This window comes from Pseudomarimonas arenosa (assembly GCF_014841215.1).
Lineage (GTDB): Bacteria > Pseudomonadota > Gammaproteobacteria > Xanthomonadales > Xanthomonadaceae > Pseudomarimonas > Pseudomarimonas arenosa.
The window spans coordinates 70,222-87,979 of record NZ_JACYTR010000015.1 but is presented as its reverse complement, the minus strand read 5'-3'; the positions used below and the strand labels follow the sequence as shown (position 1 = coordinate 87,979).

Genomic DNA, 17,758 nt, shown 5'->3' with positions numbered 1-17,758 from the left:
CGACATTGCATAGGGTGCGTCTTGAACATACCGACCGAGGCTGGCTGGCGCCACGAAGGTGAGCCCGAGGCGCACCGTATCGGCTTGCGGCTTCTGAGGTTCATCGCTGCGCTCCTGCAGCGTGTGCTTCCAGCGCTGCCAAGCGCCGCTGAGCCGTTTCCGGCGCGAACGCCGCGGGCCCGCTTTCTGCCAGCTGCAGCGCCTGGCGGTAGAAGCGCGCCGCCAGATCCGGCTTGGCCAGGCGGTCCAGGGTGACGGCGAGATTGAAGGCGTAATCCGGGTTGGAGGGCGCGCGCGTCGCTGCTTCGAAATAGGCCTGTTGCGCTTCCGACCAGCGCTGCCGCTGCGTCATCAGGTTGCCCAGGGCAAAGTACAGCGCGGCGTGATCGGGGTGGCGGCTGATGGCGATGCGCAGTTCGCTTTCCGCGCCGGGCAGCTGGTCGGCCTGCAGGCCGGCCAGCACGGCCGACAGCGCGATCGGGTTGCCGGGATCAGAGTGCAACACTTCGCGATAGCGGCGCTGAGCCACTTCGGTCAGGCCGCGCCGTTCGGCGATGCTGGCCAGCCCGAGCAAAGCATCCGGATGGCGTGGCGCGCGTGCCAGTGCTTGCCGATACAGGCGCTCGGCGCGTTCCAGGTCACCACGGTTCAAGGCCGCATAGGCCTCCTGCAGGGGCGCGCCGGGGTGCTCGACCTTGTGCAGAATCGGTTGCGCCAGATCGCGCTTTTCGATGCTGATGGTGGGCTGGGTGAAGGCTGCCGGCGTTGGCGCTGGGGGCAGCTCCGGCTCAGCGGGTTTGGCCGGTTCGCCGATCAGCTCGGCGATCGTTTCAGCGGCCTCGTTCACTCCGGCCTGAACTGCTTGTTCCGTCGGCACCACCAGCTCCTGATTGAACACATCGAGCGCGCTGGCTTCATTGCTCAGCGGCGCGACAGGCGCGCTCTCGCTGCCCTCGTTCAGCGCCTCCTCCGTGGGCGGGGCGGGTTCTGCGAGGTCGCTGGCTGCCGGCGTGGACGCGAGATTGATCGAACTGCTGGACTGGCTGAAGTACCAGTAGGCCCCCGCCAGGACGAGCGGAATGGCTAGCAGGCCGGTCCAGAGCAGAATCTTGCCGGCCGGTGATTGCGCGGCCCGCTGGCGTACCAGACGCTCGGACCTGGCTGCATCAAGCAGGGCCTTGGCGGTTTGCTGTGGCGATGCCGTACCTTCCATGCCGGTGCGCAGCCCGCCCTTGGCAGACGCCGGCACAGCAGCGCTTTCCGCCGGTGCGGCGCTCGACTCAGCAGCGCTGGACGGGCTGCCGATCGCTGCCGCGGTGGGCGCTGGCTTGGGTACGTCATCGTCGCTGTCGTCGGTGACGGCGCTCGGCGGATCGGCGTGCGTTGTGGCTGGTGGCTCGCCGTCTGGCAACGGACTCGGCTCCAGACTGAGTGTGTCGCCGCTTGTGTTCGGCTCGGCGGGCGGCGCCGGTTCCAGGCTGAGCTCGCTGCTGGTCGGGATCGCAGGCGTGTTCGGACGGGGGGCACTGATCGTCGGTTTGGTCGTGTCCTTGTTCTGTTCCGGCTCGGGCGAAACGCTGTGTTCAGGAGCGAGAGCATCGCCCTCCTGTCGGGCAGCCGCATCGGCCGAATCCTGCTTCGGCTTCTTGCGCGCCTGCGCCTGCTTCAGCGCTTCGATCAGCAGACTCACGGTGACTTTTCTCCGGCCCGGCGTTGTTCGCCCAGCGGAAGATCCTGCGAGTCAAAGAAATCGGCGCCGGGCAAGCGATCGGCCAGACCACGATAATCCCCTTGCAGACTCGGGTCGCGAATGATGGTGGGGCGCAGGAAGATCACCAGCTCACTCTTGCTGCCCACGTCGTTGCGGTACTTGAACAGGTTGCCGACCCCCTTCAGGCGACCCAGCCCCGGTACAGCATCGCTGTTGCGGTCACTCTGGTCACGCATCAGGCCGCCGAGCACGGCGGTCTGGCCGTCACGAATGGTGATGATCGACTCCATTTCGCGGGTCTGGATTTCCGGCACCAGCGCCTGCACCTCGGGGATGTCGCCGTCGAATCCGCGTGCCAAGGCGAGACTGAGGGCCACCGCCGGGTCTTCGACGTAGCGCGCCAGCCGCGAGATGGTGGGCCGCAGGTTAAGGGTCACCCGACCGTCATCACCGACCTGCGGCGTCACGTTCATCAGGAAACCTACCGGCACCGTGGTCGGCTCAGAGGTTACTGTGATGTCGGTAAAGCCGCCGCCGCTTGAGCTCTCGCCGCGCTGGGTGGTCAAGGTGAGGGTGAAGTAGACCAGGTTGTCGACCACCTTGATCAGGGCGGTCTGATTGTTAAGTACGCTGATCTTGGGGCTGGATAACACCTTGGTGCGACCAAATGACTCCAGCAGGCGGATGCTGGCGCTGACATCGGTGCTGCCAAGAGCGCCGGCATGGCTGATCACGCCCAGCGCTGGCGTCAGGGCCGAGGTCGGCGCGCCGCCGGGCAAGGTCAGGCTGTCGCCGCCACTGGGCGCCTGGGTCAGCTGGAAGCGCGAGTTGCTGGCTCGCAGCAGGTCCCAGTTGATGCCTTGCTGATAGCCGTCCTTGAGTTCGACTTCGACCACCGTTGCTTCAATCAGCACCTGGCGTTGGGCATTGTCGATCAACTGGTCGAGATACTGCCTGATCAAGCGATGCTGGCGGGCTGTGGCGCGCACCGCCAGGGTGCCGGTTTCCGGGTGCGAAATCACCGAAGCCGCTTCGCGATAGGTGGCGCTCAGCGGTGCCACGGCGACTGGTACGGTGGCACTGGCCGCCGCCTGGCCGGCGGCGTTCTGCTGATTGATTGCCGCGGCGGTCTGGTCAAAGGCCGAGGCAGCGGCCGCGGCTTGCGCTGGATTCTCGGCACCCTCGACGATCACCTTGTCGGTTTCGCGCAGAATGTCGGTGATATTGCTGACCAGGGTTTCCCAGAAGCGGTTATTCGAGGTGTTTTCCAGCAGGGTAGAGGAATTGTTGTTCAGCTCGGTGGAGCTTTCGCCACTGACGCCGCCCGGTGCTGCGACCTGCGTGGCGATCGATACCGTACTCGAGGCATTGCGGGCCATGTTCAGGTAGTCGACCTTGTACAGGTGCAGATACGGCGTGTCGGGCCGAGCACTCAGCGTGCCGTCGCGCAACTCATAGCGCAGGTCGACCTGCTCGCTGATGCGGTCAAGAATCTGCGGCAGTGTCTGATCCAGCGCATTCAAGGTCACCGTGCCGGCAATGCCTGGGTGAACATCGACGTTAAGATTGGCGTCGCGGGCCAGGGCGAACAACAGCTCGCCGGCCGGAACCCCGTTCACCACCACGTTGTAGGTCTCCACCGGGGGCAGGTCGCGCGGCGGCGGCAAGGTGGCTGATTGCATCACCGGCGCCGGAATGTCGGCGGGCACCACAGCCGTGGCGGTGTTGTCCCGCGTAATGTGGGCGCGATCGACATCCAGCGGTTGATGGGCGCAGGCGCCGAGCAGGCTGCAGGCGAGGGCGAAGGCGAGCGGCTGTGGTTTCATGAGGTCGGGCTGGCTCCGGCTCTGACCGCGCTATGCGATCGCACGATGGGCTGATTGGTGCGCAGGTTATCCGGCAGGCGCGCGATCGCCTGCTGCGCATCGGCATTGGAGGCGAAATCACCGAGGAAGAAGATGAATAACTGTCCGTTTGACTGTGGTCGGCGCAGTACTCGCACTGCCTGATCGGGCACCGACTGCACCAGACGGCGCAGTTCATCCTCGGCCTGGGCTTCGTTCTGCGTGCGCATGGTAGCGATTTGCAGTGTGTAGCCGGCGTTGTCATGCCCGATCCAGTGGCGCAGATCGCGCTCGGCGCTGGCCAGCAGATGGCCGTCGGCAAGAAAGTCCGCGCTTGCGGCGGGCGCAGTCACAGTCGCGGGCGAGGCTGCCGGCTGGGCCGCTTCGGCAATCAACTCATTGCGCGACGTGTCGACGACGACGGCCGGGGCAGGTGCTGGCGCAGGCTCGGTCGACTGCTCTTGCACCGCGCTCGGCACTGCGGCATTCGGCGCGCCGGGTCGACTGGCCTCGCTGTCAGCGCCGCCCATTCTGCCCAGGCCAAACGCGGCACCAATGGCCAGCAGCACGGCTGCCGCCTGCGCCAGAGGTTTCCACTCACGCTTCCTTGGCGCCACCAGCCCGGCATCGCGGGCGGCGCGCTCGACATCCTCGCGCTCGACCTTGCGCGTGTTGCGGGCAAACGCCGACAACAGGGCCTTGTCGGCCAGAATATTGATTCGGCGGGTGATGCCCTCTGAGCAGCGGGCGATCAGGGCAACGGCAGGCGGCGCGAACGGAAAGGAATCCCGATGGCCGGCGGCGCGCAGCCGAAATGCCAGATAGTCTGCAATCTCGGATTTCGGCAGCGGGCCCAGTTCAAAGCGCTGGACCACGCGTTCGCGCAACTGTCGAAGATCATTCTGCGCCAATAGCTGGTTAAGTTCCGGCTGTCCAAACAGAATGATATTGAGCAGCTTGTGTTCGCTGGTTTCCAGGTTGGAGAGCAAACGCACTTCTTCCAGCGAGTCGCGCGGCATGGCGTGGGCTTCATCGATCAGCAGCACCACCCGGCGGCCATCGGCATAGCGCCGGATCAACTCCGCGTTCAAAGCGTCGATACGGGTCGGCGCGCTGCCGGCGGACACGCCGAGATCATGGGCGATGGCATCGAGAATTTCGTTGCGGGAGAACGATGGGTTGCCGAGGTAGATGGCGTCGATGTCGTCGGGTAGCTCATCGAGCAGCATGCGACAGAGCATGGTCTTGCCGCTACCGACCTCGCCAATCACGGTGACGATGCCCTCTTCAGAGGCGAAGGCATAGCGCAGTGCTTCCAGCATTGAGCCGCGACCCGACCCGGCAAAGAAGAAATGCGGGTTCGGGGTGATCGAAAACGGCGCTTCGTTGAGACCGAAATGCTCGTTATAGAGTGAGGTCATGGAGTGTTCCTCCCTGTGTTCGCCCGCTCCTGCCGGTCATCGCCTGGCTCGACATGGCGTGTCTCATTGTCCGGTGAAGGTGACGGTGGCGGTCAGGCTGCCGGCGGCGATGGTGCAACTGTACACGCCGCTTGGCGTGGCGCCGCTGTTGGCCACAAAGGCCAGCACGCTCAGTCCTTGCGAATTGGTCGGCTGGATGGCCTCGGGGGCGGGTTGCAGGACAAAGAATCCGCTTGCGCTGCCCTGTGAGCAGCTGGTGACCTGCGGAATCACGCCGGCCACCGGCACCGTGGCGCCGCCGCCGGCGTCGGCCAACAGTACCACCTGCAGGTTAAGGGTGAGATCGGACTGATTGGCAGTCACCGCGAAATCGGTCGGGTTGAGGACCAGCTGGGAAACGGTCAGCGGCGCCGCCCGGAAGATGGTCGACTCCGATTGTTCACCGGCGCGCACGGTGCAGGTCACCGTTCCGCTCGGCAATGCCGTGGCATTGATGGTGACCGGGATGGTGGTCTGGCCGCCGGAGTTGGTGGCCGAATAAGTGGCAGCTGGCGTGATCACCATGCCATTGGCGCCCTGATTGGGCAGGCACACGATGGTCGGCGTGATGCCGAAATACGGTCGCGCCGTGCTGCCGCTGCCGGCAAACACCCCAACACTCAGGTTCACCACCCGATCGGTGTCATTGGGCTGAACGATGACGTCAAGCGGCGTCACGGTCAGCGAGCCGATTTCCACATCGCCAGAGTCGCAGCCCGGCGGCAGCGGTGCCGGCAGGCTGTCGCAGATCGAGAAATCGTTGACGCTGATCTGTCGGTTGGTGGTGATTTCCAGCGGCGTGGTCAGGTTGATATTCAGAATGCCACTGGACGCCTGGCCATCGCCCACGATCTGCGCCAGCAGTCGCAGCGGCCCACGGGCGTTCGAATTGCCGACTTCGAAATTGCCTGGCGTGAGCAAGATGCCATTGGTGCTGCTGATCTCGATCGTGCTGCCAGCCGGCGGCAGGTTGCCGTTCTGATCGCTGATCAGAATCTCGATCAATTGCGGGGTCAGCTCATCGACGCTGATCACCGATGGAGTGACCACGATGCTGGCCGGGCTGGTGGAAAACACCAGCACCCGTTGCGCCCGTACATCGACTGATGAGTTGTTGACACAGCCGCCGCTGGAGCCGCACAGGATGCCGTCGTACAGGCCATTGCCGAGATCGCGCACGCCATTGCCGTTGCGATCGCTGAACGGTTCGGTCGATTGATAGATGCCATCTTCATTGTCGTCGCGAAAGGCTTCGGCCAGATCGTCGAACGGCTCGCCCGAATCGAACTGTCCGTTGCCGTTCAGGTCGACAAAGCTCTCGTCGCCCGGCACGGTCATCAACACGCTCAGGCGGCCGTCGCTGGGTCGCGGATTCTGCGAACGCAGAGTGACCGTGCAGACGCCGCCGGCAAAGGTGCAGACCGGGTCGACTGCACCGCCCTCGGTGGTCAGGAAGGCGCGGCTGCCATCGGCGATCGGGTTGTTGAAGAAGTCGCCGGCGCGCAGGGTCAGGCTGGTTTCTACGCCATCGAAGTTCCAGCCCTCGATATTGAAGGTGGAAACGGCCGCCGAGAACGATTCCTGATCGGGCGTGCCGGTGGAAATGGTGATGACCTCCGATTGCGCGCTGACGCCCTGACTCAGCAGGGTTGCGATCACGCGGAAACTGGTGGCACGACTGCCGCTCAACACGGTCACGCTGGCTACGCCGAGTTGATCGCTGATGGCGGAGCTGCTTAACAAGCCGATGCCGCCGGCATTGCTGGTCACCGCAAAGCTGACGCTGGCGCCGGGGGCCGCCACGCCCTGGTTGTTGGAAACTTGAAAACGCAGGGTGGCGCGGTCGGGCCGGCCAGCGCTGCTGCGGCCAAGCAGGCCCAGCTGCTGGGCATCGCTGTCCAGATAACGAATCGTGGTGGGACTGGGCGGCAGCACATTCAGGGTAATACTGGCCTCCGCGCCCAACACCTGACTGGGCAGCAAGGCCTCGGCGCTGACGATGTCCTGGCCGGCGCAGCCAGCACCTGCGGTGTATTGCGCGGTGACGATGCCATTGCTGCTGCGTGCGCTGGCCGGCAGGGTGGCGCTGCCAACGCTGGCGCAACTGCTGGTGAAGTTGACATCGACCGGGATAGTGAACAGGGCGCCGTCAGCGGTGCGCACTTCGCCCTGCAGCAGCACCGGCTCGCCGGCACGTACCGAACCCCCGGCCGGAGCCGAGAGTCGCCCGGCAACGAACGGGCTGCCGCTGCCCAGCAGCAGTTGCGGGGCGCTGACCTGATAGGCAGTCGACGCGCTGCGGGTGGCGCCGCTGAGGCTGGCAGAGGCGGTCATGTTGAACACGCCGGTGCTGACACCCGCCTGAAAGCTGACCCGCGCCAGGCCGCTGCCATCACTCAGGGCGGTGCCGCTGGCCGGGTCGAACAGACCGCCGTCGGAGGTGAAGGTAACGGCAGCGCCGCTGCGTGGACTGCGTGAGGTGATGCTGCCGTCGGCGCCGTACACGACGTCTTCGACCAGGGCGCGAACGCTGATCGTCTGGCCGGCGCGCAAGGTATTGGTGAGCTGGGCGCTGGCGTCGACCAGGCTGAGCGTGATCAGCGGCTCGGATGTTCGTACGATCTGATAGTTAAGGCTGACCGCCGCGCTGCCGGTGTCGGTGGTGCTGGCCTGGGCCGACAGCACCTGTGCACCAGTGCTGTTGCCAGCCAGCAAGGTGGCGACGGCGCGACCGTCGTTGCCGGTCAGCACGCGACCGCTGCTGGGATCGAAGCTGGCACCCTCGCTGCTCAGGTCGATGATCAGGCCATTGGCCGCCGCCGTGGTATCGCTGGTGGTTCGGCCATTGTTGCTGACGATGGTACGAATGCTGGCGCTGAGTTCGATTCGCGCGCTGCCGCCGGCTGCCACCGAGGTGGTCGGATTGCCGCTGCTGTCGAGCAGGTTGAGGCTGATCTGCAGAATCTTGCGCGTGCTGGGGCCCTCGCCGCCGCCGCTGCCCGCGCCGCTGGGGCTGCCGCAGCTGGCCAACAACAGGCAAAGCATGGACAACAAGCCTATCGTCCATCCGTGCGCACGCTTCACCACCTGTGCACCAGCCGCTGATCGCATCGATTCGCCTCCCGCGATGTTCTGGGCGGCGAGATGGGATCCCTGCCGCCAGTTTCCCTGCCGGATTCGAAGCGATCCGGTCAAGGCGCATTCTGCGTCATTTTGCGGTGTTTACAAACAAAGCACCGCCATAGTGCACCCATCACAAATCCTTCGCAAATCCGAGGCTTGCGTCCACAACTTGAGGCGCTTTGGAATTTTTCCTCAAGGCTGGGTCCGGCGTATCCTGCATGTGGGTTCGACGAGGGCGCAGCCGATGCTGGGAATTGGTGCATTCAAACAACGCATGGTGAGTGAGGCGCAGGCGCTGCCGGGGCGCGCGGTGGCCCTGCGGGTCTCCGAGCGTCACGTGGTCAATGGCCGGGCCATCGAGCCGGTGCCAGTGGATTGTCGTGTGGTGGTGTTCGGAATGGGCTGCTTCTGGGGTGCGGAGCGCAAGTTCTGGGGCCTCGATGGGGTCTGGACCACCTCGGTCGGCTATGCCGGCGGTTTCACTGAGAATCCGACCTATGAGGAAGTCTGTTCCGGCCTCACCGGGCACACCGAGGTTGTTCGGGTGGTCTACCAGCCGCAGGCGGTGGACCTGGAGGCCTTGCTGCGGGTGTTCTGGGAGAGTCACGACCCGACTCAGGGCATGCGCCAGGGCAATGATCGTGGCAGCCAGTATCGATCGGCCGTGTATTGCGCTGAGCCTGCACAGCTCGAGGTGGTGCAGCGCAGTCGCGATCTTTACCAGCAGGCGCTGAGCACGCGCGGACTGCCGGCGATCACTACCGAGATCGTGCATCCCGCACCGACCTTCTATTTCGCCGAGGACTATCACCAGCAGTACCTGGCCAAGAATCCTGGCGGCTACTGTGGTCTGGGCGGCACCGGCGTCAGCTGCCCCATGTGAGCCATCGAGATTCGCTGTTCATCGAGCCGGCGAAGTTCATCGAGCCGGCGAACCAAGGTGCCGAGGCGCAGGCTTGCGCCGAGCCAGGGTTCGAATCGGGTTCGTCGCGGTTTCGATGTTCGCCAAGAGGGAGTAGGCTCGGAAGTTCGCGGCGGCCCCGCGGCCGCCTATCCACCGGGGAGGGGACCCATGACACGCGATCACGTTCCGAGTCTGGCCGAATTCATCGACGGGTTGGACAAGCGCAACCCAGGCCAGCCCGAATTCATTCAAGCGGTGAAGGAAGTCGCCGAGAGTGTGCTTGGCTACATCAAGGCGCATCCGAAGTATCACGACCACCAGATTCTCGAGCGCATGGCCGAGCCCGATCGAGTGGTCAGCTTTCGCGTCTGCTGGCAGGACGACGAAGGCAATGTGCGGGTCAATCGCGGTTATCGGGTGCAGAACAACAATGCGATCGGGCCTTACAAGGGCGGCATTCGTTTCCATCCCTCGGTGAACCAGGGCATCCTCAAGTTCCTGGCCTTCGAACAGACCTTCAAGAACGCGCTCACGGGATTGCCGATGGGCGGCGGCAAAGGCGGCTCAAACTTCAATCCCAAGGGCAAGTCCGACGCCGAAATCATGCGCTTCTGCCAGGGCTTCATGACCGAACTGTACCGCCATGTCGGTGAGGACACCGACGTGCCGGCTGGCGATATCGGCGTTGGCGGCCGCGAAATCGGTTACATGTTCGGCCAGTACAAGCGCATCACCAATCGTTACGTCGGGGTGCTGACGGGCAAGGGCATGGAGTACGGCGGTAGCCCGATTCGCGTCGAAGCCACCGGCTACGGTGCTGTGTATTTCCTGCAGGACATGCTGAAGCATGTGGATAAGTCGCCGGAAGGCATGGTGGCGATCGTGTCCGGGTCCGGCAATGTCGCCCAGCACGCGGTGGAAAAGCTGCTGCACCTGGGAGCCAAGCCGGTCACCATGAGCGATAGCGACGGCTTCATCTACGACAAGAACGGCATCGACGAGGAAAAGCTGGCCTTCGTCAAGGAGCTGAAGAACAAGCGTCGCGGGCGGATTGCGGAGTACGCTGAAAAGTTTGGTGCCGAGTTCCATGGCGATGGCGCCACTCCGTGGCGGGTGCCGGGCCAACTGGCGGTGCCGTGCGCCACCCAGAACGAAGTATCAGGCGAAGATGCCATGGTGATGCTGAAGAACGGTGCCATCGCGGTGTCGGAAGGTGCCAACATGCCCTGCACGTTGCAAGCGGTGCATCAGTTCCAGGCGGCCAAGATTCTGTTCGCGCCCGGCAAGGCGGCCAATGCCGGCGGCGTCGGCGTTTCCGGCCTCGAGATGAGCCAGAACTCGGCGCGTATCACCTGGAAGGAGGATGAACTGCAGCGCCTGCTGCGCGACATCATGCAGGGCATCCACGATCGCTGCGTCAAGTACGGCAGCGAAGGCGAGGGCAGCCGCTATGTCGACTATGTGAAAGGCGCCAATATTGCCGGCTTCGTCAAGGTGGCCGACGCCATGATTGCTCAGGGCGTGGTCTAGCCAGGAACCGTCGGTTGCTCTGCTCCTCCCCTTGCGGCGCGCAACGCCGCAGGGGGACGAGTGGGGCGGCTCTGCAGCAAAGCGTGTCGGCAGTACGGTTTTCTTGAACAGCCTTTCATGAGTCGACGGCTTGGCTGCTCGTGCTCCTCCCCTTGCGGCGAGTAGCGCCGCAGGGGGAGGTCGGGAGGGGGTAAGCCCGATGCGCTGCATCGGCTGGTGACGCCTCGCTCCCAGCGGGCCCAGGGACATCGCCGCGCTCACGCCTTTTGCGGCACAATCGGTCTAGACCCAATCGAGGACCTGCCGGATGATCGTCACCGTGGCCAACCACAAGGGTGGTGTGGGCAAGACGGCCTTGGCCGTCCATCTGGTCTTCCGCGCTGCCGAGAGTGGCAAGGTGCTGGCGATTGATCTCGATGCGCAGGGCAATCTGACCTCCAGCCTGGTGTCACGCGGCAATGCCGTGGGGCGGCCCTCTGCCGATCAGCTGTTCACCGGCGAACACTGCCCGAAGCCGATGGCTACCGGCCTGCAGAACATCGACTTGCTGCCGGCATCGGTGGCGCTCAACGCCACCGATCGGCTCAACCTTTCCTCCGGCCTGCAGGCGCGCAGCTGGATTCGCGAGTTGGCCAAGCAGTATGACGTGGTGGTGGTGGACTGCGCGCCGGCCCTGGGCCTGCGTCTGACTGCTGCGCTGGCGGCGTCCAACCGAGTGGTGGTGCCCTTGATTCCCGAGCTCTACGCTGTCGAGGGCGTGGCCTCGGTGTTGGGTGAAGCCACTGCCATTCAAGAACACCTCAATCCGGATCTGAAGCCGGCCGATTTCGTACTTAACATGGTGATCAAGCAGGCTAACTCGCATGCCGCGATCACCAAGAAGCTGGCCAGCATGGTGAATCTGCGCAAGCCCTATCTGCACCGTCGTATCGCGGTGGCGGATGCCTTGGCCGAACGGCGGCCGGTGTGGCATGGCGGCAACAGCCCCGCTGCGTCCTACGAATGGAAAGAGATCTGCGACGGGTTGCTGGCCGACTATTACGGCCGCAAGCAGGACGAATAGGGCGTGCCGTTCGGCGTGTCGGGCCGCATCCTGCTGTGGCTGTCCGGGCTGCTGTTGGCGCCGGTCTTGTGGGCTGCGCCGATTCGTCTCTGTCATAACCAGCAACTCAGCGGCCTGGCTGATCGTGAGCCGGCCTTTCTGCTGATCAATCTGCTGCAGGCCGACAACCCCGCGCTCAGTTTCGAGCAGCATTCCCTTCCCTGGTTACGCTGTCTGGCGATGGTGGCGGCGGGCGAAATGGATGCTGCGCTGGCGGCCAGCCACACGGCCGAGCGCGGTGAGGGCTTGCGCTTTCCACTCGATGAGCAGGGACTGCCGGATCATCGTCTGCGCATGTATCGACTCGGCTATCTGTTTCTGCGCCCCAAAGACGCCGTCGCACGATGGAACGGCCGCAGCTTCATGGCCGTTGAGCGACCGATTGGCGTGCAGCGCGGCCATGCCATTGCCGATTATCTGCGAACCCTCGGAGTAGCAGTGGACGATGGCACCAGCGACGCCGATGCCCTGCTGGCCAAGCTGAACTATGGTCGGCTTGATGGCATCGCCGTCAGCCAACCACACTGGCGTGACTTGATGGCGCAGCCGGCCTGGGCCGAGAAGCTGGAACCCGGCGGGCCGGCCTTGATGCAACGCGACTACTTTCTGGCTTTCTCATCACCGTTCGTGGAGCGAGATTCGGAACGGGCGCAACGCATCTGGACGGATATCGCGCGGTGGCGCGAGTCGGCAGAGTTCCGACGCGCCTTCGCCCACTTTCTGGGCATGTCGACCAGCGACCTCAACGCTTCGCCCTGAGCGTTGCCAACGATCGGCGCCTGCGTTCGGCGCCTGCGTCGAGCAACGCAGACAGATTGGTGGGGTTCGGCGGCGGATTGGAAACCGTCAGACCAACAAAGCGGCGGATCAACACGTTTCAACCCGCAGAAACGCACTTGAACACCCATCTCCGAATGCTTGCGCTGCGTTTAAACCAGACCTAATCACGTGCCTATTCGGTCGGTCAAGACCTGCGCGTGCTGCCGTTGACGCAAGTACAGGCCCGCTACAATGGCGGTGGCCGGTTCCGCACCAGGGGCGGCCATGTTCCAGCGCAGGAAGCGATATGCCTCATTCCCGTCCGCCACGACCCCAATTACCCACGCCGCGGGTGGAGCCTTATACCGGGCCGGCCGGCGGCTGGGATGCCTTGAGGCGCTCCTGGCAGGCGCTGCGCGATGAGCACATCACGGCCTTGGGCAGCAAGACCCTGCTGCGGGCCAATCAGCCCACCGGCTTTGATTGCCCCGGCTGCGCCTGGCCGGACAAGAACCCGCATTCGACCTTTGAGTTCTGTGAGAACGGCGTCAAGGCAGTGGCTGCCGAGGCGACTGCCAAGCGTATCGACCGTCGCTTCTTTGCAGAACATGCCGTTTCATCGCTACTGGAACGCGATGATCTCTGGCTGGAGGCGCAGGGTCGACTGACCGAGCCGATGGTTTACGAGCCGGCCAGCGACCGCTATCAGCCGATCGACTGGGAAGATGCGTTTGCTTTGATCGCCGCCGAGTTGCGCCGACTCGACTCGCCGAATCAGGCCCTGTTCTACACCTCCGGGCGCACCTCGAACGAGGCCGCCTTTCTGTATCAATTGATGGTGCGCGAGTTTGGCACCAACAATCTGCCCGACTGTTCGAACATGTGTCACGAGCCTTCGGGCGTCGCCATGACCGAGCAGATCGGCTCCGGCAAGGGCAGTGTGGTGCTGGATGATTTCGCCCACGCCGAAGCGATCTTCGTGTTTGGTCAGAACCCCGGTACCAATCACCCGCGCATGCTGGGTGAGCTGCGTGCGGCGGCCAAGCGCGGCTGTCGGGTCGTGGTGTTCAACCCGCTGCGCGAACGCGGACTTGAGCGCTTCGCCGATCCGCAAAGTGCAGTGGAGATGTTGAGCGGTGGCAGCACACCGATCGCCAGTCACTACTTTCAGCCACGCATCGGTGGCGATCTGGCGGTGGCGCTGGGTATGGCCAAATGGCTGGTTGAGCAGGGTGCGCTTGATCGCGAATTCATCGCCGCGCATACAGAGGGTTTCGAGGCACTCTCTGACTCTCTGGCTGCGCTGAATTGGCAGGCAATCGAGCAGCAAGCCGGTTTGCCGCGCAGTGATATCGAAACGGCTGCTCGCATCCTTGCCGGGAGTCAGGCCAGTATCCTCTGTTGGGGCATGGGCATTACCCAGCATCGGCGCAGTGTTGCCACCATCCAGAGTCTGATCAATCTGCTCTTGCTGCGTGGCCAGTTCGGCAAGCCGGGCGCCGGGGCATGTCCGGTGCGCGGGCACAGCAATGTGCAGGGCGATCGCACCATGGGCATCTACGAGAAGCCGAGCGCGGCCTTTCTCGATGCCCTGAACGCCGAGTTCGGCTTTGCGCCACCACGTGAACACGGCTTCGATGTGGTTGGCGCCATTGATGCCTTGCTGCAAGGCAAGGCCCAGATTCTGTTCGCCATGGGCGGCAATTTCGCCGCCGCCACCCCCGATAGCCAACGCTGTCACGCCGCCCTGCGACGCTGCCGGTTGACCGTGCAGGTCAGCACCAAGCTCAATCGCTCGCACTTGGTGCACGGTGAGCAGGCGCTGATCCTGCCCTGTCTGGGGCGTACCGAAATCGACCTGCAGGCCCAGGGGCCGCAGGCGGTGACCGTCGAGGATTCGATGAGCATGGTGCATCTCTCGGCGGGGATGAACCGACCTGCCTCGGAGCAGCTGAAGTCCGAGCCGGCCATTGTCGTCGGACTGGCGCAGGCGCTGCTGCCGAACAGCCGAGTGCCTTGGTCAGAACTGCTGGCCGATTATGACCGCATTCGCGATCGAATCAGCAAAGTCGTGCCCGGCTTCGAGAACTTCAATCTGCGCGTGCACCGGCCCGGTGGATTTCATCTTGATCACCCCTGCCGACAACGTCGTTTCCCCACCGCCAGCGGCAAGGCGAAACTGTATGTTCATGACTTGCTCGACGTGCAGGGCGTGCAAGGCGGGGGCGAGCGGCTGGGCCGCTTCACACTGATGACGGTGCGGTCGCATGATCAGTACAACACTACCGTGTACGGACTGGATGACCGCTACCGCGGCGTCAATGGTGAGCGACGAGTCTGTTTCATCCACCCCGATGATCGCCAGGCGCTGGGTTTTGGGGCCGGTCAGCGGATCGATATCGCTTCGCATTGGCATGACGGTGAGCGCTGGGTGCGTGATTTCCTGTTGGTAGACTACGATCTGCCGCGCGGTTGCCTGGCCAGCTATTTCCCGGAAACCAATCCGCTGGTGCCGCTCGACAGTGTGGCTGAACGTGCCGGCACTCCGGCTTCGAAGTCGATCCCGGTCTCGTTGCACGCGCGCTCGGCTTGATCATGTCCAGCGATCCGCAATCGCCACTGGAAGCTGACTTCGATCAGCGCATTACTGAACTTTTGAGTTGGTTGGGGCAGCAGGCCGAGGGTGCCAGCCAGGCGCGAATCTGCAAGCAATTGGGCTGGAGCGCCAGTGAGCTACAGCGCTGTCTCAGCGTGCTGCAGCCGACGCCCGAACAGGGTGGCCTGGGACTGATCGAAGCCGTGCCCTGGCGTGATCAGCGGAATCGTGATCAAAATCGCTATCGACTCAGTGCGGGCGGTCGCCAGCTGTTCGGTATACAGCCCTCAGCGGCCGAGATCGGCAGCGAGTGTGCGCCGGATGGCAGCCTGGTCCTGCCGGCGCTGTGCCAGCGCGACGGCATGGTCGATGCGGTGCAGGATGCGGTCGCCCATGAAGTCCCGGTGGCCCTGCTGTACAACGATCAGCCGCATGCGGTGATGCTGGCCAGCCCGACGGATCTTGAGGACTTCGCGCTGGGATTTGCCCTCAGCGAAGGCATCGTGCAGTCACCGGCCGAGTATCGTCTGGTCGAAGTCAGGTCGGATGATCAGACCGGGCAGGGCTATGCCGTGCACGCGCACATCCCGCAAACACGATTTGACGCGCTGCTCGAGCGTCGCCGTGTGCTCAGCGGTCGCAGCGGTTGTGGTGCCTGTGGTAGCGAGTTGTTAAGAATGATCGATGGCGAGGGTCCCCCAGTGGGCAATCGCCTGCGTCTGTCATTGCGCGAGGTCGCTGAGCGGTTCTCGCATATGGCGGCGCGGCAACCCTTGAATGCGGCCTGCGGAGGTGTGCATGCGGCGGCCTGGTGGTCGGGCTCGTGTCTGATCGTGCGCGAGGACATCGGGCGGCACAATGCGGTCGACAAGGTGATCGGTGCGTCCTGTCGTTCGTTGCAGCGCTGTGACTGGCCTGATGCTCGGCCGGCCTGCTTGCTGGTCACCTCGCGTGCCTCGTACGAGATCGTCCACAAGGCGATCCGTGCCGGCATCGAGGCGGTATTTGCCATTTCGGCGCCCACCTCCCTGGCCATCGAGCTGGCTCAGCGCAGTGGCCTGACCCTGGGGGCATTTGTGCGCGAGCAGCGCTGTACGCTGTATGCACATCCGCAGCGATGCGAAGAGCTGAGGGCGCGGGAGATTCAATGAGCGAGGTGCGGGCGATCGACAATGCATGCACAGACGAGCCGGCCAGGACGCTTTTTGTTCGTCATCTGGGCCAGCGCTTTGATCAATTGCCGCCGGTGGTTGCCCGCCTGCACAGCGCCCGCTTGCCAGTGCGCTGTTGCGGCGAGGTGAGCATCGAACCAGCGCCTGGGCGATGGATCCGCCTGTTAGCGCGGCTGGCCGGATTGCCCAGCCGGACGGTGCACGGCCCGATCCGGCTGGTGATTGAAGCCGATCGGCAGGGGCAATGCTGGATACGCCACTTTCCCGGCCACACCATGCGTTCGCGCCTGCGCTTGCGAGGTACCGAACTGGTTGAACGACTGGGCCCGGCTACCCTGCGCTTTCGGCTGCAGGTATCCGAGCGCGGTATCGAATGGTGTCCCAGCGGCTTGCGCTTGCTGAGTCTACCCTTGCCGCTGAGCTGGGCCCGGCATATTGGTGGCAGTGAGCAGCAGTCCGAAGACGGGCGTTACTTGTTCGACGCTTACGGCGGTCTGCCTGTGCTGGGTCGACTTGTGCGCTATCACGGGTGGTTGCATGTCGACTGAGCCTGGTGTTCAAGCCATCATTGTCTTCGATGGCGTTTGCCACCTCTGCAATGCCTGGGTGCAGTTCCTGCTGCGCTTTGACCGCGCTGAGCAGTTTCGATTTGCCAGCATGCAAAGCGACTCCGGTCGGCGATTGCTGACCGAACACGGTCTCAATCCCGACGATCCAAACTCGTTCCTGTTGCTGAGCGAAGGGCGGGCACGCACCGATAGCGATGCCATCCTGCACGTGCTGCATCTTCTCGGTGGGGTTTGGCGGCTGAGCGCAGTGTTCAGGCTTATCCCCGTTGCCTTGCGCGACCCGTTGTATCGCTGGATCGCCCGCAATCGCTACCGTCTGTTTGGCCGGCGAGATACCTGCCTGCTGCCCACCCCCGAAACGGCGCAACGCTTCCTGCATTGAGGCCAGGGAGCGGCCCACCGGTATTGCGCTCGCCAGCTATACGATATGCTAAGGATTCGGTTCGGTCGCCTTAAGCGCGCGAAAACGCGCCAGACTCTCTTCCCGCCACACCTCACGCGCGTCGTAATACTCCGGCACCGCGCGGGCGCCCTCGGGAATCACCACCCAGGGCTGCTTGCTGGAGGTGAAGATGTGGATATCCGGCGGTGCGATATCCGGATTATCCAGCGTGCCCACGCGCACGAAGCTGAGCCTGGCGCCGCCACCGGCGTAGTGACTCCACAAGGCCACCCGGCATTTCGGGCAGCGGGCAATCGTCTGCCCCTTGCCGCTGGCGCTTGGTGTATCGACTCGTTCGGGTTCGCCGGCCAGCAGTTTCACCCGATTGGCCTCGATCATCGCATTCAAAGCAAACGAGGCGCCGCTCTCGCGCTGGCACCAGCGGCAATGACAGCAGTGTACGATCAACGGATCGCTGGCCATGCGATAGCGAATTTGCTTGCAGTCACAGCCACCTTCTGCTGGGTACATGGTGTTCTCCAGTATCACTCGTGTAGTCGTGCTCAGACCCAAACGGTGCGTCCAAAGCGCACCCTATCGAGGTTC

The 17,758-nt window shown here is 63.9% G+C and carries 13 protein-coding genes; 8 read left to right on the top strand and 5 right to left on the bottom strand.

The features are described from left to right. Window positions 1–100: 100 nt before the first annotated feature. From IFO71_RS09600 to IFO71_RS09585, 4 genes are all read right to left on the bottom strand, one after another. Window positions 101–1,690 (bottom strand): tetratricopeptide repeat protein, encoded by a 1,590-nt coding sequence (locus IFO71_RS09600; protein WP_192029417.1) that lies wholly within the window; start codon window positions 1,688–1,690, stop codon window positions 101–103. After that, window positions 1,687–3,537 carry a pilus (MSHA type) biogenesis protein MshL gene (locus tag IFO71_RS09595; RefSeq protein WP_192029416.1) on the bottom strand — a complete coding sequence of 617 codons (1,851 nt, stop codon included), beginning with the start codon at window positions 3,535–3,537 and terminating at the stop codon, window positions 1,687–1,689. The genes IFO71_RS09600 and IFO71_RS09595 overlap by 4 nt, the downstream gene beginning before the upstream one ends. Beyond that, window positions 3,534–4,976, bottom strand: a complete 1,443-nt coding sequence (locus IFO71_RS09590; RefSeq protein ID WP_192029415.1) for an AAA family ATPase — start codon at window positions 4,974–4,976, stop codon at window positions 3,534–3,536. The genes IFO71_RS09595 and IFO71_RS09590 overlap by 4 nt, the downstream gene beginning before the upstream one ends. A gap of 63 nt (window positions 4,977–5,039) precedes the next feature. Further along, window positions 5,040–8,126, bottom strand: coding sequence for an Ig-like domain-containing protein (locus tag IFO71_RS09585; RefSeq protein WP_192029414.1), 3,087 nt, complete (start codon window positions 8,124–8,126; stop codon window positions 5,040–5,042). A gap of 256 nt (window positions 8,127–8,382) precedes the next feature. Here IFO71_RS09585 and msrA point away from each other — a divergent pair, with 256 nt between their 5' ends. From msrA to IFO71_RS09545, 8 genes are all read left to right on the top strand, one after another. Continuing rightward, the gene (gene msrA, locus IFO71_RS09580) at window positions 8,383–9,021 is read left to right on the top strand and encodes a peptide-methionine (S)-S-oxide reductase MsrA (RefSeq protein ID WP_192029413.1); all 639 of its coding nucleotides are present in this window, start codon (window positions 8,383–8,385) and stop codon (window positions 9,019–9,021) included. Window positions 9,022–9,210: 189 nt separating this feature from the next. After that, complete coding sequence (gene gdhA / locus IFO71_RS09575) at window positions 9,211–10,572, top strand: NADP-specific glutamate dehydrogenase (RefSeq protein ID WP_192029412.1); 1,362 nt, start codon at window positions 9,211–9,213, stop codon at window positions 10,570–10,572. 307 nt (window positions 10,573–10,879) lie between these two features. Next, window positions 10,880–11,635: a ParA family protein gene (locus IFO71_RS09570; protein WP_192029411.1), complete on the top strand. Its 756-nt coding sequence runs from the start codon at window positions 10,880–10,882 to the stop codon at window positions 11,633–11,635. Between the two features lie 3 nt (window positions 11,636–11,638). Beyond that, window positions 11,639–12,433 (top strand): type 2 periplasmic-binding domain-containing protein, encoded by a 795-nt coding sequence (locus IFO71_RS09565; RefSeq protein ID WP_192029410.1) that lies wholly within the window; start codon window positions 11,639–11,641, stop codon window positions 12,431–12,433. A 307-nt stretch (window positions 12,434–12,740) separates the two neighbouring features. After that, complete coding sequence (locus IFO71_RS09560; protein ID WP_192029409.1) at window positions 12,741–15,026, top strand: FdhF/YdeP family oxidoreductase; 2,286 nt, start codon at window positions 12,741–12,743, stop codon at window positions 15,024–15,026. Window positions 15,027–15,028: 2 nt separating this feature from the next. Next, window positions 15,029–16,180: a formate dehydrogenase accessory sulfurtransferase FdhD gene (fdhD, locus tag IFO71_RS09555; protein WP_192029408.1), complete on the top strand. Its 1,152-nt coding sequence runs from the start codon at window positions 15,029–15,031 to the stop codon at window positions 16,178–16,180. Further along, a complete protein-coding gene (locus tag IFO71_RS09550; protein ID WP_192029407.1) occupies window positions 16,177–16,749 on the top strand; it encodes a DUF4166 domain-containing protein in 573 nt (190 codons plus the stop codon). The genes fdhD and IFO71_RS09550 overlap by 4 nt, the downstream gene beginning before the upstream one ends. Beyond that, window positions 16,739–17,152: a thiol-disulfide oxidoreductase DCC family protein gene (locus IFO71_RS09545; RefSeq protein ID WP_192029406.1), complete on the top strand. Its 414-nt coding sequence runs from the start codon at window positions 16,739–16,741 to the stop codon at window positions 17,150–17,152. Before IFO71_RS09550 ends, IFO71_RS09545 begins: the two co-directional genes overlap by 11 nt. 48 nt (window positions 17,153–17,200) lie before the next feature. Here the strand turns inward: IFO71_RS09545 and IFO71_RS09540 are convergent, their stop codons facing one another. Next, on the bottom strand, window positions 17,201–17,683 hold the full coding sequence (locus tag IFO71_RS09540) for a GFA family protein (protein WP_192029405.1): 483 nt from the start codon (window positions 17,681–17,683) through the stop codon (window positions 17,201–17,203). Window positions 17,684–17,758: the final 75 nt, after the last annotated feature.